Source organism: Parashewanella curva, from assembly GCF_003675895.1.
In the GTDB taxonomy this organism is placed as follows: domain Bacteria; phylum Pseudomonadota; class Gammaproteobacteria; order Enterobacterales; family Shewanellaceae; genus Parashewanella; species Parashewanella curva.
On sequence record NZ_ML014768.1, the window covers coordinates 31,229 to 55,535 of the forward strand.

Genomic DNA, 24,307 nt, shown 5'->3' on the forward strand with positions numbered 1-24,307 from the left:
AACAGAAGCACACATCCTTGTGCTGACGACCGTAACATCCTGTCAAGGACGGTTGTCTTATTGCACTATTGCCTCTATTTCTGCATCTACTTTATTTCTTGCTAAGGCTTAAATCGCCACTGATAGTACTCATTCTCACGCTGCCATCACCGCTTCCAGTAACGAACTCGATGGACTCAGAGTTGGTGTAACGACTGCGCTTCGGCTTATCATCGGTAAGGTGATTATTAATATTACCGCCTGGTCCACCATTAATGGAAAAGCTTAAGTTAGGCATTGCACCAAAGTGCAAATCAATATCGCCACTTACGCTTTTTCCTCTAACTTTTTCTACCTTACTTGATAATTGAATGTTCGCATCACCACTGACCGTTTTTATGTCTAATTTGGTTACTTTAGGGAAAGTGGCATCAATATCACCTGATACGGTTTGCACCTCAATCGCTTGACCTTGACTGTGCGCTTTTAAATTACCACTCACAAGGTTGTAAATAGTTTTAGCTTTGCTATCTGTATCTTTAATATCCCCTGATACTGAATTTACCTTAGCTTTGCCTTGCAATCCCTTTAACTTCATCTCACCAGAGACACTATTGATTTCAATGTCTCCCGTTAATTTACTCGCATCAATATTGCCACTGACACTGCCAACACTAATCTCACCTTGCAAGCCGGTTACTTGATAATCTGCGCTAACACCTTCAGCATCTAGAGTTAATTTTGTAGGAACCATGATCACTAGCTGACTGCCATCTTTATCGCGTCCATTAAAGCGATCTGGGATCTTGTCTTCTATTTGAATATGCTTACCATCTCGCTTAAAAATTAAGCCTTCACTTTTTTCATCCAGTGATCCTTTCACCCTCACTTGGTTTTTATTCCACGTATTAATTTCTACATTCCCTCGCTTCACATTGATATCAATATGAGGATTTGATGAAGCATCCAAAGTTTTATTTACTTCCTGTCCTGCTATTGCTGACAGAGGAGCTAAAATGGTAGTTAAGGTTAATATCCCTGCTTTTATCAGTTTCATAATGACAAATCCTCATATTGATTCAATCTGTTGTACTCGTTGCTCCTGACCGAGCAAATTTAATTCCTGCTGTTGCATCCAAAGCCATAAGTCCCATAGTTGCTTATCTTGTGGTTGCAACTTTAATTGATTAATCACTTCTTGCATGGCTTGTCTTAACTCCTTTAAGCCTTTTTTAAAAGGTGAAAATTCTGGTACTTGTTGCCATGCCACCCGCTTAATGGTTTGCTGTAATTGACTCACTTGTTGTTGATGGTTTTGTTCCACATTGTCGATCAAAGCAAGCATCGCAGTATTAGTGTTATGCTCCGGAACTGAAAGCAATGATTGATGATCAAATAACTTCCAGCTCAATACTGCCGTAAGTAACAAGCTAGCTACTAGTGTCATAGGTACCCATTTGGAACTATTTGGCTTAGGTTGATGACTGATCTCACCTTGTACCTTTTGCCATACATTCGGACTTACCGACATTTCTTCTGGTAAGCCGTTAATCAAGTCATCTAATTGCTTGTCTGTCAGTTGGCTCATGCAAGTTTTTCCTTCAATAATGCTCTGGCTCTGTGGTATTGAGCCTTGCTGGTTCCCTCAGAAATCTTCAAAATTTCGGCAATTTCGTTATGTTGATAGCCCTCCACCGCATGCAGAACAAATACCCACCGTGCTCGCTCGGGTAAGGTTAAAATCACCTTATCCAATGCTTGATATTCATCGAAATAGCTTTGTTCTGGTGCTGAATCAATATTGAAAAAGCGTGCCCACAAGCTCTTTTGTGTTTTAAGCATATTCAATGCGTGATTGACGCATAATCGATGTAACCAAGTTGAGAACTGGCTGTCACCTTTAAAACTTGGCAACTTATGCCACAGACGAACAAAGCATTCTTGAGTGATCTCTTCAGCTTGGCGAGGATCACCAGCTAGCCTCATTGCCAATGCCATGATTTTTTGATGATGGATCAAATACAATTGATGGAACGCCTGTTGATCGCCCCGTTGAGCGAGGGCTATCCACTGGTTTTCTTTGTCCAATAATTCGATGTCTTCTGGCAGTGCAAGCACTGGCGTTCCTTGAATGCTTTCGTTATTTGATAATTAGACAGGTACTAAACCATAAAAGGTTTAAAGGGTTTGAAAATTTTTTTAGTTTTTTTGATAAACGAGGTGAGCACAGCTTAAATCAGCGATAGCTGTACCTACTGATTTAAACAGTGTAATGTTCGAGTCTGAAGCTCTACCGTCAATTTCTGTTTTGCACAATTGACTTAACTCTCCTTTCACCTGAGCTAAATTAAATTTTTTTTCAGCCAAAGGGATCAGCAACTCTCCCGCTTCAGCAAAGGTATTGATTTTGGCATCGACATAAACCTCTGAGCGTAACATCAACTCAGTATCACATTCTCTAGCATTCTTTAAATGATTACCGACTAAATCGACGTGAGTACCTTCACTGACCCAACCCCCATCAAAGAGCGGCTTAGGTGAACGAGTGGCGCAGCTGACAATATCTGCCCAACTGACCGTTTGTTGTGTTAATTCTGTTTCGGAAGAAACATGTAAATCAGGTCTTTCAGCTTTGATTTGTTCAACCACGATTTGGATTTTACTGGCGTTACGCCCCCATACTTTCACTTCTTTAATTGGTCTAACACTGGCATGAGCTAACGCCATATACGAGGCTAAATTTCCGGTACCACACAGTAACAATCGTTCAGCTTTAGCAGGGGCAAGAAAGGTTGCGGCTAATGCCGATACTGCCGCTGTGCGCCAATAGGTGGCTTCTGTACCATCGACGACCGCCAGCGGCTCGCCTGTTGTTCGAGAAAATAACAAAATTTGTGCATAAATAGATTTCAAATGAGCAGGATTATCAGGCAAATAAGTAAATGACTTTACCCCCATCACTTCTTCATTCCATGCTGGCAGCACAGCAAAGGCGTCATGATTTTTATCCGATAACTCAAATACTTGACGTTGCGGCATACCAAAGGAAGAAGAAAAGGTTTGTCTAAGCGCACCAACGAGTTCAGGAAAAGTCAGCGCTTGTTTTACTTGAGAGGAATTGATGAGCTTCATCTGATGACCTATTGGTTAACCTTTAGCCTTAGATTAACCAGATAAACTCAAATTGTATACAATTAACCTCTTATACCAATTACAGTAATTAATATTAGGTTTCTTTATATAGCTTCACTAAATGATAAACATTGATGCAACATACAAAAGCATTCATTCCAGCCACTGGCCAAGCTTGAATTTCAATGCCGTAAATGACAAATAAGAGACACCCTATAAAATTTAAAGTCCTCAGCCAGACAATGTTCTTCATCATCAGCGATACCGCTACCATGACTGATGCAGAATAACCAATAAACTCAACTAACGACATTGAAGTGAGTAACTCCACATCTACCCCCTACTAAATATTGAAAGTACTAACAAGGACGAGTTTGTTCAAAACAAGCGAGATTTCGAATCGATTTAAACCAATTATCCAATTTTGGGCAATGGCTGACCCAATCTAAATCTGGAAAACGAAATTCAATATAATCTAAAGCCGTCACCAGTAATATTTGCTGAATGGTTAAGCTGTTACTTTGAGTAATAACCATGGCTTCTTTTTCAATATAAAGGGTTGTACGTAAAATGGCTTTTTCAAACCGTTCGGTCCAAAATGGAGAACGAACGCCTTCTTCTTCGCGCATCTGCTCTTGCCTTAAACCAACCGTGCTATCAATCAAGCCTTTAAGCATCGAAACCTGAGTATGTTGAGACCAATTACTCAATTGAGAAAATAACTGTTTGCCTCCATAAGTTGCATCCAAATAGCGACAAATGACTTCACTGTCATAGATCCCCGTTTCGTCATCAAACACTAAACACGGGATCTTAGCTAAGGGATTGGCACAAATTAAAATATCTTGGTTTTCAAATGGGTTAGAAATAACGGCTTGAATATCGGTGATATCAAAGTGATGCAATAAAATTCGAGGTAAGCGTGCATAAGGTGAAGCGTTAGAGTACAAAAGAGTTGCCATGATTGTCTCCTCTACCAGTATTTTTCTACGGTAATATTCCCCGGTGCCCTACGCAAGTTCTTTTTTAAACCTTTATCAAACAAATATTGCTGGGCATCCTTCACCATATCAGGGTTACCGCAAATCATCACTTGAGAATCTTGGGAAGAAAATTCAATTCCAGCTAATTGCTCTAACTCACCAGAAACAATCGCTTGAGGGATACGACTCGAAATCGCACCAGCATATGTCTCACGCGTAACCGATAAAATGAGTTTGAATTGATCTGGGTATTTCGTTTGAAGCGACTTAAGTTGTTCTAAATAAGCCAAGTCTTCGACAGCTCTCACTCCATAAACGAGTACGACTTTTTCAAACCTCTGCCAAGGTTCATCGGTTTCCATCATAGAAATAAATGGCCCAACGGCTGTGCCTGTTGCTAAAAACCAAAGGTGTTTGCCTTGCAACTCATCACTTGGGATTTCATTTAACACCATAAAGCCAGCAGCGGTAGCTGAGACTTCAATATCATCGCCCACTTTAAGGCTTTGCAATACTGGTGACAGTTGCCCTTCTTCCACCTCAACCGCTAACACTTCTAAGTAACGACTTTGAGGGGGATTGACCAAAGAGTAAGCTCTTGCCACCCGTTTTCCATCATGTATTTCACTTAGCTTAATAAATTGTCCTGCTATGAATGGTGCCAGCTCTGCGTCAATTTTTAACGAGAACAACTTACTGTTCCAATCGATTCGCTCAACCACTTTACCTGTTATCCACATAGGCTTCTCCTTATATCACTAGGGCAGGCTCTAATACATAAAATAAAGTAAATGGTGCAAAAAATACACAAACTTCAATCCAAGGATTATAGTTAATGAAACTTCTTTAATTAGAATTACCTTTACTTCATTCCAGTATCCGCATTTTGGAGGCAAATATGATGGAACATGTTGATTGGATAGCTCGCGGGCTCGATCTTTTAGGAAGCTTGTTTTTACTTGCTGTCGGCCTTGGGGTTCTCGTTATTATTTACATGTACATTGTCGATAAAACCCAAACCACACATGCCATTCGCCGTAACTACCCTGTCATCGGCCGCTTTCGTTATCTTTTCGAGCGCCAAGGGGAGTTTTTCAGGCAATACTTTTTCTCCCAAGATCGTGAAGAAATGCCTTTTAACCGTGCTGAGCGCAGTTGGGTATATCGAGCCGCTAAAAAAGTGGATCGTTCATTGGCCTTTGGTTCTACAAGGTTATTAGAAACCGAAGGTAGCATCATGTTTATGAACACGGCTTTCCCCACGTTGGAATCAGACTTAGCCACCAGCCAGCCCTTAACCATAGGTGAAGGATGCAGGCACCCATATACCACTGCTAAAATTTGCCACATATCAGGAATGAGTTTTGGTGCGTTATCTAAGCCAGCAGTATTAGCCCTTTCAAATGGTGCCGCGAAAGCTGGATGTTGGATGAATACAGGTGAAGGCGGTTTATCGGATTATCACCTTGACGGAGGTTGCGACGTTGTCTTTCAAATTGGTACAGCCAAATATGGCGTGAGAAACCTCGACGGGCACCTCGATGATGAGAAATTAGCAGGTGTTGCCGCTCACCATGAAGTAAAAATGTTTGAGATCAAACTCAGCCAAGGCGCTAAGCCCGGTAAAGGCGGTATTTTACCCGGTAGAAAAGTAACTGAAGAAATTGCCCGTATTCGTGGTATCAAGGTCGGAGAAGATTCAATTAGCCCCAACGGCCACATAGAGTTTAAAAATGTGGGTGATATTTTAGATATGATCCAACATGTTCGAGAAGTTACTGGTAAACCTACAGGCGTAAAAGCAGTGATAGGTGATGTTAATTGGCTTACTGACTTTTGTGAAGAAATCATGCGACGAGGCATTGAGAGTGCGCCTGACTTTTTCACTGTAGATAGTGCCGATGGCGGAACAGGTGCAGCACCGCAACCCTTGATTGACTATGTTGGATTACCATTGAAAGAAGGTCTGCCGATTTTGGTAGATACCCTCGACGAATATCAATTACGCCCTCGTATAAAAGTGATAGCATCGGGTAAATTAATTATCCCATCAAAAGTGGCTTGGGCATTAGCAATCGGTGCTGATTTCATCGCTTCTGCTCGAGGGAATATGTTTGCCCTTGGCTGTATTCAAGCCCTACACTGTAATAAGGATACTTGCCCAACGGGGATCACCACTCATAACCCGAAACTTCAAGCTGGCCTTGATCCCAAAAATAAAGCTGAGCGAGTTGCTAACTACAATGACAACTTACACCATGACATCGAACTGATTGCACATTCTTGCGGAGTCTCAAGCCCAAGAGAGTTAAACAGGAAGCACGTAAGAGTTGTGATGGAAAACGGTTTATCAGTTCAACTGGATAAATATTATGCTGGTTTAAACCGCTAACATTTGATGAATCATGTAATTATTTAGCAAATCAACCTCATATCACCAACGCCTGACTTTCATAAGCAACTGAAAATCAGGCGTTTTTATTTAGGCATCAATATTGCTATGTTATTCAATGTCAATCTAATACCAGTTGCTGTAATTGGTATAACACTTATAAGGGAATAATATGGATATTAGGGCGTGTTGATCTTTCGTGATTATTTGGCTCCCAAACAGTAGAAGCTGCAATTCCAGCTGCGATCAGCGACGAAAAGGTATTAACGGCAAAGCAGGCCTCAAAAAAGTTCAGGAAGCTCTTAAAAGTTCAGCAAATTAGATTTATTACAATGTTAGGTAAGCAACCCGATCAAACCATTGCGAGTGAGTATATACTCGTGATACCTGAAGATGCAGGATTTCAGCGAGAATTAATTGCCATTTAGGCAAGGCACTTTCCTGTAGTAACAGTTATTCTATTACAAGGGAAAGTAACGCAGTATAAATGACAATTAAACTCGCACTACGTGGGCTTTTCAGCATTGATTCTTCTTTGTTGTGAAAGCTTAAATTAGCCCGCTAGTTCTTCACTTTCACGCCTAGAATAATGCAACGCTGAACAAGCCCTGAAAGTTGCATCTTCAAGTATCACGAGTATAGTATCAGTGATACAACAGTCGCCAATATTCGAAGAACTCTCAATATTCCTTCCTTTAAAAAACAAGGCAAAAAATCCAAAAGGGATCGTCAGTTGACCACCGATGACAAAAGCAAGATTCAAACTCGCCTTGGCTACGAGTCAGACCAAACCATTGCAAAAGACTATGATGTGGATAGGTCAACCATATCCACATACAGAAGGAATATTAAGCGAGAGTCATTCAAAGCCTTTAAAAAGCGTTCAAAATGCTCAAATGAAGTGAAATTGAAACACCTAAAGGCAGATATCAATCCCTGAAATTATTCAGCTTGTGCATAGGTAATAACACCAAGCCCATCCGATGAACAATGGTAAAAATCACTAATTAGTGATGAAAAAGCCAAGTATTAACGTTTATTATTCAATGCGATGGAGACGAAAGCCAATAAAAACCAGCACTTAAAGGGTTTTCATTTTCTAGCTCAATTTTTGCTTAATGCTTTTGATAAATCAATTTACAATGATTAAAGGGAATAATATGAATATTAGTGATATTAGTAACATCATCATTGTCACCATCGTCTTTTTCGCCATCTTCGGGGCTGACTTTTCAAGTACCGCTTACGAATGAAACAGCTTGAAGCAAAAATAGATAGCAGCGATAAAATGAAGCTCATTGATGAAGTTGAAAGCATCAAACATCGGTTAGTGGTATTAGAGAAAATCATCACAGATAAAGGCTATGAAGTGAACGAAGAGATAAACAAACTAAAGGGTTAATAACTTCATACAATAAAGCTCAAGTAATCATAAGCCGAATATTCTCTGAGGATTCGGCTTATGTTTTAGTACCCCTTCCAAATTCTAATTTTCCCTCTAAATAGCCTATTGCTATCATTGATAAAAGCCGATAGCTTAATAAATATTCAAAATTAATACTCAAGATGTAGTAAGAAAACATATCCCTAAAACAACACACACTAAACGATTCAAAATTAAGGATGATTTATGAGTGAAGATGATTTCAAAACTGAAGTGAGAAAATTAAGTAACCAAGCAAGATACGGTTTTATCATTATCGGGCTATTACTTCTCGGAGTGAACTATTTGATTGACTCTAATTATGGCTTTCAATCTGGGTCCTCATCCAATGCTACAGCCATTGCTTTTACTGTTATCGCCTTGGTTTTGGTACTCAACTTTATTGAGAAAGGGTTACTTTTAGTATTTAAATCAAACTCCTCAAGCGCCAAAGAAAATGAGTAGATCACTAAATAAATCAATAGGCACCAGCGTTCGCTGGTGCGTTATAGACTAGTCTCTAAAATTATTAAACTGAAACGGTTGCCCTAAATTAGATTCTTTTGCTAAACGCATTACCGCTTGTAAGTCATCGCGTTTTTTACCTGTCACTCGAAGGCTATCGCCTTGTATTTGCGCTTGAACTTTCAACTTAGAGGCTTTAATCAGTTTTACTAACTTTTTAGCGATATCGGTTTCAATGCCCTCTTTAAAGCGTGCCTTTAGCGAAAACGTCTTACCTAAGTGAACAGCAGTCTCATCAACATCCATAGCCGCAGGATCTAGATTGCGCTTACTCATTTGCATACGGAAAATATCGACCAATTGCTTGCATTGAAAATCATCTTCAGCGGTTAGGGTTACCACAAAATCATTCAACTCAATATTCGCTTCTTTACCACGAAAATCAAAACGATTGGATAGCTCACGTTTAGCATTATCGACCGCATTACGAAGTTCTACTTTATCTACTTCCGACACAATATCCATAGATGGCATAATGGTTTCTCACTAAGAATATAATTGTTGAAAAGTATAAAAGCTTGCTGCTTGAGAATCGAGTATTTCCATTAAACAATCGTAATTTTGAAAGGATTTATTCACAATAAAAATCAATTCATTGCCTTTTGGCCGCTGCAAAATATAATAAATGCCGACACTTTCCTACATGAGAGACTTAGTTGAAGTATTCACTGATTTTTAAATGCTTACTTGTTATCTGCTTTGTGGTGATTAGCTATTTAGTTTTTTCGCGTCCAACATACAGCCAAAGTAGTTTTGAGCACATGGATAAAGTTGGCCATTTCGGTAGTTTCTTTGCTTTAGCTTGGTTAACTTATGGTGCATTTAAGCCAAAATGGTATTGGCTCACCTCTGCATTGGCCGCCTATGCTTTATTGATCGAAGTGATTCAGGGCTTCCTTCCCTACCGTAGCGCATCTCTTGCCGATTTCATTGCTGATTTAGCAGGCGTTGCCGCATTTTATATAGCATTAATGAGTTACCATAAACTAAAATCTCAGCTTGCTAGACAAGGTTGAACAGGTGACAGGAAGAAAACCAAAACTTGGTATTGTGGGAGCAGGTAATATTGGTCAGCTATTAGCCTTTCAGCTAGCTGAAAAATTCGATGTTTGCTTGATCAGTCATCGTTACAGTGCCCCCACAGAAAAACAGATGTCACTCACCAGCCTGTCACAAGACATCAGCGAACAGACGTTTAAGATCCTGCCATCAAATCACGCCGCAATATCAGAGTTAGATATAGTATTAGTGTGCGTAAAAGCTTACCAAGTTATCGAGGCGATTGAGCCACTACTTCTGCACTTACCATCACATGCTCATTTGATTTTGATGCATAATGGCATGGGACCATATTTATCCATTGTTCCACGTTTAAAAGTAACTCAAGGTTTATCATTAGCCACAACATCGCAAGGCGCATATCGCGACAATCAATGGCATGTTACCCATTCAGGTAATGGGTTAACACAGTTTGGTCATATAGATGGAACCCCATTGTCTCCCCAAGCTAAACATCTGATGCTTCAATCCATTCCAAACAGTGAATGGGTATCAGAAATTTTACCTGCGCTCTGGCAAAAGTTAGCCATTAATGCCGTTATAAATCCCCTCACAGCTTTGCATCAATGTCTCAATGGTGACATAGCGTTACCCAAGTTTCAGCCCACGGTTCAGGCCATTCTTACCGAGCTTTTTGATGTGGCTAAAGCCGAGGGAATTACGCTCGACCAGACAGAAACCGAACGAAGAGTTTTCGAGGTGATAAAGTTAACGGCAAGCAACCGCTCCTCAATGCAACAAGATGTAAATTCAGGTCGTCAAACCGAGATTGAATATATTAATGGCTTTATTGAGAAACAAGCGAAAAAACATAGTATTGACTGCCCAGTAAACCATAGCTTGTGTGCCGAAATTACTGCTTTACATCAATAAAGGCACATAAAACGTCAGGAATTCTGTTTTTAAGTGCTATTTTTCAGTAGAATAGCGCTCCACAAATGAAACTGCTTAATGATTATTTAGTACGAGTGTAGATGAGTCTTGTAGCCATAGGGATCAACCACAAAACCGCCTCAGTAGATTTGCGTGAGAAAGTCGCCTTTTCTCCTGATGTGATCCATACCGCCATGCAAGAGTTGGCTCAATGCGCTCCCGCTGGCGAAGCGGTGATCCTGTCAACGTGCAATAGAACCGAACTCTACTGTAATCACATTAGTGCTGAAGTTGCGATTGCTTGGCTACATCGCTTCCATGACATCCCTGAAGAGCAACTAACTGAACACAGTTACGCACTAGAGAATCAAGAAGCCATTAATCATTTAATGCGCGTATCAGCAGGCTTAGACTCGTTAGTGCTTGGTGAGCCGCAAATCCTTGGACAAGTTAAGCAGTCATTTACCAAAGCCAAAGAAGCCGGAACCGTTGGTGCAACACTTGACCGTCTGTTTCAGACCACGTTTTCAGTAGCTAAACGCATTCGTACAGAAACTGAAATCGGCAGTGCTGCTGTTTCAGTGGCCTTTGCTGCCGTGAGTATGGCAAAGCACATTTTCTCATCCTTGAGTAATACCAATGTGCTGCTCATTGGCGCAGGTGAAACCATCGAATTAGTGGCCAGACACCTTAAAGATAATGGCGTAAAGTCAATTACTGTTGCCAACCGCACTCTTACACGTGCAGAATCCATGTGCGAAGAATTTGATGCTAAAGCTGTAACCTTAGAGCACATCCCAGAGCACTTGCCTCATGCTGATATTGTGATTTCTTCTACCGCTAGCCCATTGCCGATTTTGGGTAAAGGCCTTGTGGAAACCGCGCTCAAACAACGCCGTCATCAACCTATGCTATTGGTGGATATTGCCGTTCCTCGTGATATCGAAGCCGAAGTCGGTGAGCTTGATGATGCATTTTTATACACAGTGGATGATCTGCAAAATATCATTGAGCAGAACATGGCATCTCGCCAACAAGCGGCAGAGCAAGCGGAGTTGATTGCTAAAGACGAATCAGCTCAATTCAGTGCCTTGTTGCGTTCTTTGCGTAATGTCGATAGCATTCGCCAATATCGTGAGCAAAGCCTTGCCGTTAAAGATGAATTGGTCGCTAAAGCGCTCAATAAAATGGAACAAGGCGGCGATCAACAACAAATTATTCTAGAATTAGCCAATAAGTTAACCAATCGGCTGATTCATGCCCCAACTCAAGCCTTAACGAAAGCCAGTCGTCAAGGTGATGTAAATACATTAGAAACGTTAAAGTCCATACTTGGGCTCGACAAACACTAAGGTCTACCATTCCCATGAAGGATTCCGTGATCCGCAAGCTTGAAGGCTTGCTAGAACGTAATGATGAAGTTACCGCGCTGTTAGGCGATCCTGACACCATTTCCGATCAAGACAAGTTTCGTGCACTTTCAAAAGAATTTGCCCAACTAGAAGAAGTAGTCAAAACCTTTAAAGCCTATCAGCAAGCACAAAGTGATCTTGAAACTGCCCAAGAGATGATGGAAGAAGATGATCCAGATCTCAAAGAAATGGCACAAGAAGAACTGTCTGCGGCCAAAGAAACCATTGAAACCTTAGAGCACGATTTACAAATCCTGTTGCTACCGAAAGATCCAAACGATGACACCAATGCCTTTGTTGAAATTCGTGCCGGTGCTGGCGGTGACGAAGCCGCTATTTTTGCTGGCGATTTGTTTCGTATGTACAGCCGCTTCGCGGAAGCTAATAAGTGGCAAGTAGAGATCATGAGCCAAAACGAAGGCGAACATGGTGGCTTTAAAGAAATCATTTTGAAGATGAGCGGTGAAAGCGTCTACGGCAAAATGAAATTTGAATCCGGTGGTCACCGAGTTCAGCGTGTACCAGAAACTGAATCTCAAGGTCGTGTTCATACTTCTGCTGTTACAGTCGTTGTTATGCATGAAGTGCCTGAAGCGGAAGCCATTGAAATCAACCCAGCCGACTTAAAAGTGGATACTTTCCGTGCGTCTGGCGCCGGTGGTCAGCACGTCAACAAAACTGATTCTGCGATTCGAATCACCCACATTCCAACGGGCTTAGTGGTTGAATGCCAAGACCAGCGCTCACAGCACAAAAACCGTGCCCAAGCCATGAGTGTGCTTTCTGCTCGTTTGCAATCGATGGAAGATGAAAAACGTCGCAGCGAAGAAGAGTCAACGCGCCGTAGCCTTGTAGCCAGCGGAGACCGTTCAGAACGAATCCGTACTTATAACTTCCCACAAGGCCGTGTCAGTGATCACCGCATCAACCTAACGCTATATCGTTTGGGTGAAGTAATGGAAGGTGATTTAAACGCCATCCTAGATCCAATCATGCAAGAGTACCAAGCCGATCAATTAGCGGCACTTGGAGTATAAACTGAGTGACAAAAACCATAGCACAAGCACTCTCATGGGCAAGTGAACAACTTGCCCATACTTCTGAATCGGCTTCACTGGATGCCGAAGTGTGCTTGATGCATGTGCTCAATAAAAATCGCACCTACTTATATACATGGCCAGATAAAACGCTTTCAGATACAGAGCAAACGAGCTTTCATGAGATAATCGTCAAGCGTGAGCAAGGTCACCCTGTTGCTCACATTGTAGGTGAACGCGAATTTTGGTCACTGCCATTATTGGTCAATGCCACCACGCTTATTCCAAGACCAGACACTGAAATTCTGGTTGAAACGGCGTTAACGCTTCCTTTACCAGAACAGGCTAAAGTGCTCGATTTAGGCACAGGCACTGGTGCGATTGCTTTGGCGTTAGCCTCTGAAAAACCAAACTGGCATGTGATGGCAGTCGATAAAGTTGAAGACGCTGTTAAGCTTGCGCAAACAAACCAAGGTCGTTTGCAACTTAACAATGTCACTATTAAGCAAAGTGATTGGTTTTCAGCAGTAGAAGCCCAAACCTTTGATCTAATTGTATCCAACCCACCATACATTGATGAGCAAGACGAGCACTTAACGCAAGGCGATGTGCGTTTTGAGCCACTTAGTGCATTAACTGCACCAAATGAAGGCTTTGCCGATTTATTCCATATTGCCGACATTGCTAAAAACTGCCTTAACCCTAATGGTTTTTTATTAATGGAACACGGCTACCAGCAAGGGGAAAAACTCAGACATCAATTAACCAAACTGGGGTACTCTCAAGTAAAAACCATTAAAGATTTTGGTAATAATGAACGCTGTACTTTGGGAAAACTCAAGTAGTGAGTAAAGAAGCAAACTGACTTTTTATATGAAGCGGTTTATCAGAAATGTTCTCGCGAATAAGCGTAAACATCTCAAAAAGTTGAGACTGATGTTGTTGATGAGATTTATAAAACTCTAAGAAAACTTTAACAACATTAAGATGGTTCTTTAACCCTCGCTCAAAAGATTCACTCTTAATTGCTGCAATCAACGGAAATTCCCATGTAGATCGAGAAGAGTGAAAGATAAATTCATTAATCACAGCAAGCTTTTCATAGTATTCAAGAAAAACCAAAATGACTTCTGCAGAACCGTAAATGCAAGCACTATAAAAAGGCGTATTGCCATCTGCTGGATTTGGCAAAAATAACAAATCCATTATTTTTGGATGCCTTTGGTACCCCTCCAGAAACTCCCGAACAACACCAGAGTGATTAAAGACACATGCAATATAAAACGCTGTGTTTTGTTCAATTGGATGATAGTTAAAAAATGCATTCTTGGTTCGCGGATTCCTTACAAGGTAGCTAAGAAATGCACGAACCACATCAGGATTGTTGCCAAAGCAAGCATCATAAAACGGCGTATTGTGGTTTAACTCATGGGGTTTAAAAATTAACTGTTCGAGTTCAGGGTGCTTTTCAGAAAATTGGAGAAACTCATTCACCACCTGCCCTTTTAAATTTAGAAGTACCGAATAACAAGGCATGTTTCGCTTTACATCAAAGCGCGTAAATTTAAAGGGCTTTAACATTGATTCTTTAATTTGGTGGTGATAACCAGAAAGCAGGAGAAACTCACTCACGTCTCGGCCATTTAAGTGAAAGCATGCTGAATGAAAGGGGGTGTCTTTGTTTAATGGGTGCGATTGAAAAAGAGCTTCTCTGATCTGTGGTAACCTTTCGTAAAACTCTAAGAAGACTTTAACAACGCCAATGTTTCCCGAAGAAAACACATCATAAAGTGGCGTAGTATGATCCCAACTTGAATACTCAAATACTTCAGGCAATAGAGCTGAGTGCTTTTCGTAAAATTCAAGCAACACACGAACAACATCAACACTTCTGTTAAGACATGCAAGATAAAAACAACTTCTTTCAAATACTCTGTATGTATAAAAAAGGGGCTGCATTGCTTCTGGATGCTTTAAGTAAAAACCAAGAAATAATCTCACTACATCCGCATGATTTTCAGCACAGGCAGCAGCAAGAGGTGTGAGACAATTAGCCTCACAGGGCTGAAAAATATAAAACGCCAACTCAGGATGTCTTTCAACAAATGTGAGAGCAGTATCGACAGCACTCGTACAACCATTTAAACAAGCTAAATGAAAAGCCGTGTACCCTATCGTCTTTTGAGCCTGAAAAAGCTGTGTTTTGATTTCTGGGTGGCTTTCATAAAGCTTAAGAAATGAAGAAACAATTTCTGTTTGATTATTAATATTCGCTGCAATAAATGGTGTTATGTTTAATTCACCATATGGCTGAAAAATTGTCTTTCTGATTTCAGGACTATCTTCATAGCGTTCAAAAAAAACATTGGCGATATCCAATTTACCGTTAACACAAGCCTCAAAAAATATTGAGACTCCAACACTCTCAAAACAAGCACTCTTGATAACATTATCTTGAGGTAACCGTTCTGCATGATGGGCTGTTTGCGGTTCAACAAAATTCATCATCCCCATTGCTGTTGTCAAGACGGTCAACTCATAATCATGCTGAGTGCCGCTGAAGCAATGTGTTGAAGTGTTTACTTTATTTGCTCGTTCGTTTTCATAAGCAATATCCATTGGTAATTCAACTTGATTGCTACCGCTGATTGCATCAGTCATACTTCATTCAATCTGTTAATTTCCTAACGATTATTCACGGATTTAGGAGGTTAATACAATTAAAAAATGTTAATTGATTAACGGTCTCTGTACTGATGTCTATACAGCTTCCTTCAAGGTAAACAAAGTTAAAATAAATGATTAAATTTATTGATATGTTGTTGAAGTATTATGGCAGAAGCAATTACATCAGTTCCTCTTGTAATTGAACTTGATCTAGGCTGGAGAGGCAAAAGCCAAATTCCTTGCAAGCTTTTATCAGCGCCGAGTAGTGTATGTGAGCAAAGCGACACTCAAATTATTCCTGTCATTTTTAAGTACTCACAAGAGCATATAAAATATGCCTGCCGCTACTGTTGTGAAGACCTAAAATTAAAAGCCTTTCTAGATAAAGAAGGAATCGTTCGGCTATCCCCTGTTGATTCAACCCATCACTTTTACTCAACAACAAAACAGTCCATAACCCTTTTATCTGACTTCCTAGAAAGCAAACAAACAAAAAAGCAAACGGTAGCAACTGTAGGCTCTCCCCAAAAACCACTCGGCGTAGACATTCAAATCGAAGACTTTAGAGAGTTGCAACCTATGCTCAAACTCAAAGCTTCTGAACCTCATTTTGCTTTTGTTGTTGATATTGATGATGTAATTGTTTCTCCTGTTTATGAGCCGAAAAGTAGGTTTCGACCTAGCTATACCGTGATCCCCAACCACCTTAATGAAATAGTGGCATTTATTCAGTCGACCATCCCAAATACCCAGTTTCTGTTACTCACCCACGCACCAAGTGAATGCATTGAAACCAAACAAATGGATATGCAACTTGCAGGTGCCGATATTGCTTGGGCTGAGTACATCATTTCGGCTGATAATATAGAAAACAACCCACCCAAAGGAGGCATGCTTCGAGATTATTTTCAACAGAACACAGAGGCTCAATTTCCCTCTCATATCGTCATGGTGGATAATGACTCAGCTAATTTAAGAAGCCTTAAAGACCATTTTGGTGACAACGTCACTACCGTACAGTTTATGTCAGGAATAATGCCAGGAATGCAGTATCGTGCAAAAAAAGATGGTTATCATTCTGTTGAGGAGTTTAGTAAACATGCCAGCGATAATGAGAAACGACAAATAGCCGAATACCATCGCTTCATACAACACAGAAATGAGAGTAGTACTACTGTCTAGAAGACATGGTTACCTTTCATGATATACACGTACCCTAGTATCTAAAATAACGGTGCTTTTATGACCTTAACAGTAACGCCTAGCCCAAGTGAACTCGTCATATCGCTCGATTATGATGATAAGGCTCAAGACTTAACCCGTTGCATGCTTGTTTCAGCTCCAGATGCCGTCTCGCAAGATTCTCCACAAATTATCTCTGTTCAATTTAAATATACGCATGAATCTAAAGCTTATACTGCGGTCATTCCTTCTCAAAATATGCAAATTAAAGCTTTTATTGAAGAAGGTAAGGTTAGGTTAGGTTAGAAGCAGAATGCAAGGAGGATACATATCAACATTTGACCCAACAAGTTATTGAACTTTTTTCTAAACACCTAGACACAAAAAAAGCTGCAAGACTAAAAAGAGTTACTCAAGCCAAACTTGAAGCTCAAGCAGTAGTTTGTACTCATCAACGACCCACAGGCGTTGACCTTCAAGTTTCTGACTTGCTTGAAGTCGTAGAGTTTCTAAAAAGTAAAACGGAAGAATCCGACTTGTTTTTAATCACAAGTATCGATGGAGTCATTGCAAACCATCGTCACGAGCCACTTCTGCCCACTAATAAACCCAGACTTTACTTAATGCAAAGTCACTTTGCTGAATTGGTTCAATTTGTTAAAACGCATATACCTAGCGCTAAAATTTTTTTCGTTTCTCAAGTTTCCCATGAAAAAATACAGACAAAACTTAACGAAATGGAATCACTCGGACTTGATAACACTTTGATTAACGGTACCCTGTCTATGAAAGAAGGTTTTATAGGATCTAAAAGCGGAATTATTGAACGCTTCTTAAAGCAGACTAAACAAACCCCTTCACACCTTGTCTTTATTGATATTCAATCAGATAGCCTAAAGAAAACTAAAGATCGCTTAAGTATGAAAACTACTTGTATTCAGTTTATGGAAGGGATCGAAGACAAGCTTGAGTGCAATGCATTCCACCAAGGATATTCATCCGTAGATAAATATGCAGCATCCGACGGCCAAGAGCGCATTCTAAAACAACTTGATGAATATCGACGATATAAGTACTACCAAACAGCAAAAGCGTTATTAGCAAGTGATCTGTAATGATTAAAATTAAACAAGAAAAAACCTTACGCATACCATTCTTACTTTGCTTGCGGTAAAATGGCATCCTTTATCCCTTTACTTTTGAACATACGATGGAATTTTTGCAAAGCATCTACCCAGCCGTTAAGCACCTTCACCTAACATTGATCGCTTTAAGTGTCAGTTTTTTTACTTTTCGCTTTGTCATGCACTTACGTGAATCAGCCATCTTAGAAAAGAAGTTTTTGAAAATCGCACCTCATGTCATTGACACTTTCTTGCTGCTGTCAGGTCTAACACTGTGCGTTATCATCAATCAGTATCCATTTGAAGCTCAATGGTTAACTGAAAAGCTGGCAGCCGTAGTGGCTTATATCATTTTAGGCATCATCGCCATGAAAGCGCCACGCGGTAAACTTTTTAAAATCTTTGCGTATGTTGGCGCGATTAGCTGGTTAGTGTATGCCGCTCGCATCGCCATGGTGAAACATTCTGTAGCGTTATTTTCATGAGCAATTTTTGTGTAACTGATGAAATCACCTTGCCTGGCTCACTACTGCGTTTAAGTGAGCACTTAGGCTCTAGCTCTTACCAAGCCAGTCATTGGGCTTGGTTGGAGCTATCGGGTGGTGTAATGAGTCATTATTTAATGGATCAACAACACCGCTTCGACTCTTTGCTGTCTTGGTTTTACAATGATTTAAGATTTTGTCAGCGTCAAAATTACTTTGGGGCTGAAGCCGCTGATCTAGCTTTAACTCTTACCTCCAAACAAGGTAACTCCACAACGCTGGGGTGTTTGTTAATGTTGTTGTGTCAGAAACTGGATCTCGATGCCTCTTTACTGTTTCTTCCCGGAAACGCTATTTTACGAGTCAAATTGAATAATAAAGTGCACTTTATTAATCCACTCTCGGGAAAAGCAGTAGACCGAAAATATATGCACTCGCTAGTAAGGGGTGAGCTAGGCAACCATGCTAAATTAAGTGCTAAATATTTTAAACCTGTCAAAGCTAAAGACCTCATGTCACGACAACTCCATGAGTTAAAAGCAGGAAGCATCGTTTCTCAAAAATTTGAGCAAGCCCTAGAATGTTGCAATTTATTGTTGAAATGGCATCCCGATGATGTTCAATTAAATCGAGAACGCGCTTTCGTTGCAGAGCAGTTAGGCTGCATCAAAATGGCCGCAGAAGATTTACAGCACTTTGTTGAAAATAGCCCACACGATCCCTTGATCGAACTGGTGAAAATTCAAATAAAAGAACTGAATCAACACGCCGAGACTTATCATTAGTTTTCCTTACGGATGAAATAAAAGAGGCTTTGATCATGGATCAAAAAACCATTCAAATTGGCGATATTTCTGTCGCTAACGACAAACCATTTGTGCTTTTTGGTGGCATGAATGTCTTGGAATCGCGTGACTTAGCTATGCAGATAGCCGAGCACTATGTAGAAGTCACATCTAAACTCGGCATTCCTTATGTATTCAAAGCATCTTTTGATAAAGCCAACCGCAGTTCTGTTCATTCATTCCGTGGTCCAGGCATGGAAGAAGGCCTAAAGATTTTTGAAGAGATAAAATCAACATTTAATGTTCCGTTGATCACTGATGTTCATGAACCACACCAATGTCAGCCTGTCGCTGATGTAGTTGATGTGATCCAATTGCCAGCGTTCTTAGCCCGACAAACCGATCTTGTTGTTGCCATGGCTCAAACGGGTGCCATCATCAATGTGAAAAAGCCGCAGTTTTTAGCACCACACGAAATGCGCCATATCATTAAAAAGTTTAATGAAGCTGGTAACGATAACATCATGTTGTGTGAACGTGGCAGCAGCTTTGGCTACAACAATCTTGTCGTTGATATGCTCGGTATGGACGAGATGAAGCAATCTGGTTATCCAGTAATATTTGATGCGACCCACGCCCTACAACGCCCTGGTGGACGTGCAGATTCTGCTGGCGGACGCCGTGCACAAGCAACTGAACTTGCTAGAAGTGGTATGGCATTAGGCTTGGGTGGTTTGTTTATCGAAGCTCATCCAGATCCTGATAATGCTAAATGCGACGGCCCTTGTGCATTACCACTGCATCAACTTGAAGGCTATCTATCGCAAATGAACGCTCTGGATGAATTAGTAAAATCATTCCCAGCGTTAGATACAAGTAAGTAATCTTTCGAACAAACAGTATCTAAGGGCACACAGTTGCCCTTTTTTAATATCGAAACCTAAAAACATCAATTGAACGCTTGTTAATTTATTAACTTGTGAGCCAGCCTAAAAGTGAAACGCTCTACGATCACAAACTTGCCAAAATGCCTGATAGCTGCGTTGTAACTTTTGCAAGTAGAATAGCTACTTGCTGTAAGCTACGCCTTGCTAGCAAACATTTTTTCTGCAGCTGTGAACGTATCCAATTAATGTTTTTAGGTTTAATCATTTGCTATTATGTCTACAAACCTATGTTTAACGGTATCACTTTGAAAGCATTTAATATCTTTTGCTGCTGTTGCGCCTTATTCTTGCTCAGTGCCTGTAACACGCTGCCTAAAACTGAATTAGTTCCTGTGCATGTTAACCAAATTACCGATGCTAAAGCATGGGAGGTGCGTGGCAAGATTTTGATCAAAACCGCTGATGATAAGCATTCGACTAACTTATATTGGCGCCATACCGCTACCTCAGAGCAACTAGCATTAACCACTATGCTTGGTACCTCAGTGCTGAATCTCGAAAGCACACCCTTTGGCGCAAAACTCACCATGGACGGCAAAGATTATCAAAGTAAAAATCCCGAGGCGTTATTGCTTAGAATGACTGGCTGGAGCATACCTGTTTCTTTGTTGCCAAGCTGGATCACAGGGCAAACTCAGCAAGCCGAACATTTAACCCGTGATGGCCAAGGGCGACCAAGACAGCTAACTAAAATCATTGATGGCGTAAAATGGCAGTTAACATATTCTCGTTGGCAAACGTTGAACGGTATTGAATTGCCTAAGTTATTAACGTTAAGCCGTCCTAACCTATCGTTAAAGATTCAATTAAACCAATGGCAAGCGCTTGCTGTACAAGGTTCTAAATAATGCAGTATCCCAATCGCTGGCCTGCGCCAGCAAAGCTTAATCTATTTCTTCATATCAACGGCCGTCGCCCTGATGGCTATCACGAATTACAAACGCTATTTCAATTTATTGATGCTTGTGATTATTTAACCTTTAAACTCACTGATGCTCCAAACTTGGTTTTACATTCGGAGCTGAATTCTGTTGTCGATCCTAGCGATAACTTAATTCTAAAAGCTGCAAAATTGTTAAAACAACATGCTAATTATTCAGGTGGCGCTGAAATTTTTTTAGAAAAAAACCTCCCTATGGGCGGTGGAATTGGTGGTGGTTCTTCAAACGCAGCAACGACATTAGTTGCTTTAAATGCACTATGGAAAACAGGACTTTCAGTGGATGAATTAGCCAAACTTGGTGTTAAGCTTGGCGCTGATGTCCCTGTATTCATTAGGGGTTTAGCGGCATTTGCCGAAGGAGTAGGTGAACAACTCACACCTGTAGATTTGCCTGAAAAATATTATTTAGTCATCACTCCAGAAGTGCATGTTTCTACCGCCAAAGTATTTTCTCACCCAGATTTACCTCGTAATACACCTAAGCTAACACTAGCAACATTGATGAAAAATTCATGGCAGAATGACTGCCAATCTTTGGTTGCAGAGCAACACCCTCAAGTTGCCAAGGCATTGGACTGGCTGGTAGAATATGCGCCGTCCAGAATGACCGGAACAGGCGCATGCGTGTTTGGGGAATTCGAAGATAAGCAGCAAGCTCTCAAGGTGTTATCTCAGTTACCTACTGATTTATCTGGTTTTGTCGCTCAAGGACTGAACCAATCACCGTTGATTGAGCTAATTGCAAAACAAAATTAATTTCATGCTGAGTTTATTGTCCTCAAAATCCGATAAACTTAGATAACACTCAAAAGCCAACGCCTGAGGTTCATACAGTGCCCGACATCAAGCTTTTTGCTGGGAACGCCACTCCCAGTCTTGCTGAGAAGATTGCCGACCGTCTATTCTGTAAACTTGGAGATGCTGAAGTAGGTCGTTTTAGTGACGGCGAAATCAGTGTCCAAATCAACGAAAACGTACGTGGTGCCGATGTATTCATCATCCAATCTACTTGCGCGCCAACCAATGATAACTTAATGGAATTAATCGTAATGGTAGATGCGCTTCGTCGTGCTTCTGCTGGCCGCATTACTGCCGTTATTCCTTATTTTGGTTATGCTCGCCAAGACCGTCGTGTTCGTAGTGCTCGTGTACCTATCACGGCAAAAGTTGTTGCAGACTTCTTATCAAGCGTTGGTGTAGACCGCGTCTTGACTTGTGACTTACACGCTGAGCAAATCCAAGGATTCTTTGACGTACCAGTTGATAACGTTTTCGGTAGCCCAGTGCTGCTTGAAGACATGCTTGCTAAAGAACTTGATAACCCTGTTGTGGTTTCACCTGATATTGGTGGTGTAGTTCGTGCCCGTGCCGTTGCCAAGCTACTTAATGATTCAGACTTAGCCATCATCGACAAGCGTCGTCCTAAAGCGAACGTTTCTCAAGTAATGCATATTATTGGTGACGTTGAAGGTCGTGACTGTATCATCGTTGACGATATGATCGATACTGGCGGTACTTTATGTAAAGCGGCTGAAGCTTTGAAACAAAGCGGAGCCAACCGCGTATTTGCTTATGCGACTCACCCTGTATTCTCAGGTGACGCTGCCAAAAACATTGCGAATTCAATGATTGATGAAGTGATTGTTACTGACACAGTGCCACTAAGTTCAGAAATGGAAAAAGTGAGTAATGTGAGTCAAAGAACCATGTCGGGTGTATTGGCTGAAGCGATTCGCCGTGTAAGCAACGAAGAGTCTATCTCTGCGATGTTTAAGCATTAATAAGTGATCTTTGTTAACTAGTTTATGAAAGGTGAAGCAAAATGGTTCACCTTTTTTGTTAGGTATGCTCCTTATTTTATATAAGGCTTTAGCAGCGCAAAACCTTCTGGGCTAACTTTATATAACACCTTTTGAACCGGTGTATTCAGCACCCACTCAAATACTTCTATAGTCTCGTCAGTGCAATTTTGACTGGATGAACTATCTGTTGCATCAAAACTTTCTTTCAAAGTTACGATTATTTGCTCATTACTTTCTCTCTTCGCCGCGATGTTAACTTGTTCATTTGGTTCACTTGATTCTTCAGAGGCAGGTGAATTTCGAAGAAAAGTTCGTGTTGAATCACTTTCTTGTTCTGCATTTATCCATCTACCAATAACTGAGAGTAGCAGTCTTAATTTATCAGTCATTAATCCATTTGATGACTGCCTAACAAGATAATCAACTAAGTTTACAATTCGACAAATTCCTTCATTAGTCAGTGCGAATTTTTCAATAGCTTGATGTTGAAAAGGCTGTGATTTTGAAGTCAAGAATTCAACGGTGAATTTATCACTAGTATTAGCTTTGGCTAATGCGCCAGTTAAACTGCCATACATGTATTTCGATCCACAAAAAAAATCAAGGTAAGGCAAAAAATCTGAGGTTTGTAATATCAGTTTTAAAATATCTTCGTAACTTTCAGTATAGTTATACCATATACAATCAAGCAGCAATCGGCCATTGAATTCTACTGCCTTTGCAGGCAGTCTTAATTGTTTTAATCGTTCAACCAAGCTGTGCCTTTGATCTTTAAACTCTTGCTGAATGCTGGTTAAAATACCCTCGGCTTGTTCTTCTGTAAGCTCTGAATGAACTCGATATTTACCCAATCTTTCTAAGGTACGTTCATCCTCTGATAGCATTAGTAAATAGGCCACATTGCTTTCTGCTCTGTTTGGCGCATCTGGAATTTGATTCAAGCGGGTAGTACGATTTCTCTGCTTTTGATCAGAAGGTCTTCGCCTTTTAGATAAAGCTTCTGCAAATTCATTTCTGCACTGAGCGAGTTGTGATTCAGCTTCAACACCGACCATGTTTTTTAATTTCCTTTTAATTTCTTGATAGCAAGAGAACTCAGCATCAATTTTATCCAGTGTGTCTTCTAACTCCCTTCTTTCCTGATCCATTGCAACATTATCACTTATTTGCAATTCCCCGCTTCCAGAAACAGTGTTCCCTGCCAGTTGAAACATCGCTATGAAAGTTCTAATCATTTCCCTTTTAGACAACCGAATAACGTACGCTTGCGCTTTACGTATAGGCATTCCTGCTAATTCAATGGCTCGATTACGAGGAGTTAATCTTGAATCAAAAAAAATAACCTTATAAAGAGTAAACTTTGTGCTTTTATCATCTCCCATTGAACTCGAATTTATGGCTTTACCTTGAGTTTTTATTTCAACAAAAAAAGTCTTTATGCTGATTTCTTGAATACTCAACTGATCATGTACTGAAACAGATACCTTAAAACATGAATCCACTATACCTCCTTCTACATGAAGCGTTATTGCCCTACTTTCATTGCTGGGAGATGCA

27 protein-coding genes are annotated in these 24,307 nt (G+C 40.6%); 17 read left to right on the plus strand and 10 right to left on the minus strand.

The genetic code is table 11. The annotated features are described in order from the left end of the window. Positions 1–91 precede the first annotated feature (91 nt). From D5018_RS08005 to D5018_RS08035, 7 genes are all read right to left on the minus strand, one after another. A complete protein-coding gene (locus tag D5018_RS08005) occupies positions 92–1,036 on the minus strand; it encodes a DUF4097 family beta strand repeat-containing protein (protein ID WP_121838488.1) in 945 nt (314 codons plus the stop codon). Positions 1,037–1,048: 12 nt separating this feature from the next. Beyond that, the gene (locus tag D5018_RS08010; protein ID WP_121838489.1) at positions 1,049–1,567 is read right to left on the minus strand and encodes a hypothetical protein; all 519 of its coding nucleotides are present in this window, start codon (positions 1,565–1,567) and stop codon (positions 1,049–1,051) included. Further along, entirely contained in the window at positions 1,564–2,097 is a 534-nt protein-coding gene (locus tag D5018_RS08015) for an RNA polymerase sigma factor (RefSeq protein ID WP_121838490.1), read from the minus strand. The genes D5018_RS08010 and D5018_RS08015 overlap by 4 nt, the downstream gene beginning before the upstream one ends. An 81-nt stretch (positions 2,098–2,178) precedes the next feature. Continuing rightward, entirely contained in the window at positions 2,179–3,111 is a 933-nt protein-coding gene (gene lhpI / locus D5018_RS08020; protein ID WP_121838491.1) for a bifunctional Delta(1)-pyrroline-2-carboxylate/Delta(1)-piperideine-2-carboxylate reductase, read from the minus strand. Between the two features lie 94 nt (positions 3,112–3,205). Then, positions 3,206–3,424, minus strand: coding sequence for a YgjV family protein (locus D5018_RS08025; protein WP_121838533.1), 219 nt, complete (start codon positions 3,422–3,424; stop codon positions 3,206–3,208). A gap of 46 nt (positions 3,425–3,470) precedes the next feature. Then, the gene (locus tag D5018_RS08030) at positions 3,471–4,073 is read right to left on the minus strand and encodes a glutathione S-transferase N-terminal domain-containing protein (protein ID WP_121838492.1); all 603 of its coding nucleotides are present in this window, start codon (positions 4,071–4,073) and stop codon (positions 3,471–3,473) included. An 11-nt stretch (positions 4,074–4,084) separates the two neighbouring features. Then, positions 4,085–4,834, minus strand: a complete 750-nt coding sequence (locus tag D5018_RS08035; protein ID WP_121838493.1) for a ferredoxin--NADP reductase — start codon at positions 4,832–4,834, stop codon at positions 4,085–4,087. Positions 4,835–4,995: 161 nt separating this feature from the next. On the opposite strand from D5018_RS08035, the gene D5018_RS08040 reads away from it, so the two are divergent. From D5018_RS08040 to D5018_RS08050, 3 genes are all read left to right on the plus strand, one after another. Beyond that, positions 4,996–6,486: an FMN-binding glutamate synthase family protein gene (locus tag D5018_RS08040; RefSeq protein WP_121838534.1), complete on the plus strand. Its 1,491-nt coding sequence runs from the start codon at positions 4,996–4,998 to the stop codon at positions 6,484–6,486. 1,249 nt (positions 6,487–7,735) lie between these two features. Next, positions 7,736–7,888, plus strand: coding sequence for a hypothetical protein (locus tag D5018_RS21660; protein ID WP_165905019.1), 153 nt, complete (start codon positions 7,736–7,738; stop codon positions 7,886–7,888). Between the two features lie 228 nt (positions 7,889–8,116). Next, on the plus strand, positions 8,117–8,374 hold the full coding sequence (locus D5018_RS08050) for a hypothetical protein (protein ID WP_121838495.1): 258 nt from the start codon (positions 8,117–8,119) through the stop codon (positions 8,372–8,374). Positions 8,375–8,422: 48 nt separating this feature from the next. On the opposite strand, the gene D5018_RS08055 is transcribed toward D5018_RS08050, so the two are convergent. Beyond that, positions 8,423–8,908, minus strand: coding sequence for a YajQ family cyclic di-GMP-binding protein (locus tag D5018_RS08055; protein WP_121838496.1), 486 nt, complete (start codon positions 8,906–8,908; stop codon positions 8,423–8,425). 182 nt (positions 8,909–9,090) lie between these two features. Here D5018_RS08055 and D5018_RS08060 point away from each other — a divergent pair, with 182 nt between their 5' ends. The 5 genes from D5018_RS08060 to prmC all read left to right on the plus strand — a co-directional run bounded on the left by D5018_RS08060 (position 9,091) and on the right by prmC (position 13,660). Next, on the plus strand, positions 9,091–9,450 hold the full coding sequence (locus D5018_RS08060) for a VanZ family protein (RefSeq protein WP_165905020.1): 360 nt from the start codon (positions 9,091–9,093) through the stop codon (positions 9,448–9,450). Between the two features lie 4 nt (positions 9,451–9,454). Then, on the plus strand, positions 9,455–10,366 hold the full coding sequence (locus tag D5018_RS08065; RefSeq protein ID WP_165905021.1) for a ketopantoate reductase family protein: 912 nt from the start codon (positions 9,455–9,457) through the stop codon (positions 10,364–10,366). A 101-nt stretch (positions 10,367–10,467) separates the two neighbouring features. Next, positions 10,468–11,718 (plus strand): glutamyl-tRNA reductase, encoded by a 1,251-nt coding sequence (gene hemA / locus D5018_RS08070; protein WP_121838498.1) that lies wholly within the window; start codon positions 10,468–10,470, stop codon positions 11,716–11,718. A 14-nt stretch (positions 11,719–11,732) separates the two neighbouring features. Then, the gene (gene prfA, locus D5018_RS08075) at positions 11,733–12,815 is read left to right on the plus strand and encodes a peptide chain release factor 1 (RefSeq protein WP_121838499.1); all 1,083 of its coding nucleotides are present in this window, start codon (positions 11,733–11,735) and stop codon (positions 12,813–12,815) included. Positions 12,816–12,820: 5 nt separating this feature from the next. Next, a complete protein-coding gene (prmC, locus tag D5018_RS08080) occupies positions 12,821–13,660 on the plus strand; it encodes a peptide chain release factor N(5)-glutamine methyltransferase (RefSeq protein ID WP_121838500.1) in 840 nt (279 codons plus the stop codon). Here the strand turns inward: prmC and D5018_RS08085 are convergent. Further along, the gene (locus tag D5018_RS08085; RefSeq protein WP_121838501.1) at positions 13,653–15,476 is read right to left on the minus strand and encodes an ankyrin repeat domain-containing protein; all 1,824 of its coding nucleotides are present in this window, start codon (positions 15,474–15,476) and stop codon (positions 13,653–13,655) included. The genes prmC and D5018_RS08085 overlap by 8 nt on opposite strands. A gap of 171 nt (positions 15,477–15,647) precedes the next feature. On the opposite strand from D5018_RS08085, the gene D5018_RS08090 reads away from it, so the two are divergent. The 9 genes from D5018_RS08090 (at position 15,648) to D5018_RS08130 (ending at position 22,729) form a co-directional block, all read left to right on the plus strand. Then, positions 15,648–16,664: a hypothetical protein gene (locus tag D5018_RS08090; RefSeq protein ID WP_121838502.1), complete on the plus strand. Its 1,017-nt coding sequence runs from the start codon at positions 15,648–15,650 to the stop codon at positions 16,662–16,664. A 60-nt stretch (positions 16,665–16,724) separates the two neighbouring features. Continuing rightward, positions 16,725–16,970 (plus strand): hypothetical protein, encoded by a 246-nt coding sequence (locus D5018_RS08095; RefSeq protein WP_121838503.1) that lies wholly within the window; start codon positions 16,725–16,727, stop codon positions 16,968–16,970. A 32-nt stretch (positions 16,971–17,002) separates the two neighbouring features. Beyond that, positions 17,003–17,779, plus strand: coding sequence for a hypothetical protein (locus tag D5018_RS08100; protein ID WP_121838504.1), 777 nt, complete (start codon positions 17,003–17,005; stop codon positions 17,777–17,779). 95 nt (positions 17,780–17,874) lie between these two features. Continuing rightward, positions 17,875–18,273, plus strand: coding sequence for a SirB2 family protein (locus D5018_RS08105; protein ID WP_121838505.1), 399 nt, complete (start codon positions 17,875–17,877; stop codon positions 18,271–18,273). Beyond that, positions 18,270–19,058 (plus strand): transglutaminase family protein, encoded by a 789-nt coding sequence (locus tag D5018_RS08110; RefSeq protein WP_121838506.1) that lies wholly within the window; start codon positions 18,270–18,272, stop codon positions 19,056–19,058. Before D5018_RS08105 ends, D5018_RS08110 begins: the two co-directional genes overlap by 4 nt. A gap of 35 nt (positions 19,059–19,093) precedes the next feature. Further along, complete coding sequence (gene kdsA, locus D5018_RS08115; protein WP_121838507.1) at positions 19,094–19,942, plus strand: 3-deoxy-8-phosphooctulonate synthase; 849 nt, start codon at positions 19,094–19,096, stop codon at positions 19,940–19,942. Positions 19,943–20,250: 308 nt separating this feature from the next. Continuing rightward, positions 20,251–20,853, plus strand: a complete 603-nt coding sequence (gene lolB, locus D5018_RS08120; RefSeq protein ID WP_243637401.1) for a lipoprotein insertase outer membrane protein LolB — start codon at positions 20,251–20,253, stop codon at positions 20,851–20,853. Then, positions 20,853–21,704, plus strand: a complete 852-nt coding sequence (gene ispE / locus D5018_RS08125; protein WP_121838508.1) for a 4-(cytidine 5'-diphospho)-2-C-methyl-D-erythritol kinase — start codon at positions 20,853–20,855, stop codon at positions 21,702–21,704. Before lolB ends, ispE begins: the two co-directional genes overlap by 1 nt. A 77-nt stretch (positions 21,705–21,781) precedes the next feature. Continuing rightward, positions 21,782–22,729, plus strand: a complete 948-nt coding sequence (locus tag D5018_RS08130; protein ID WP_121838509.1) for a ribose-phosphate pyrophosphokinase — start codon at positions 21,782–21,784, stop codon at positions 22,727–22,729. A gap of 71 nt (positions 22,730–22,800) precedes the next feature. Here the strand turns inward: D5018_RS08130 and D5018_RS08135 are convergent, their stop codons facing one another. Beyond that, a complete protein-coding gene (locus D5018_RS08135) occupies positions 22,801–24,252 on the minus strand; it encodes a hypothetical protein (protein WP_133309254.1) in 1,452 nt (483 codons plus the stop codon). Positions 24,253–24,307: the final 55 nt, after the last annotated feature.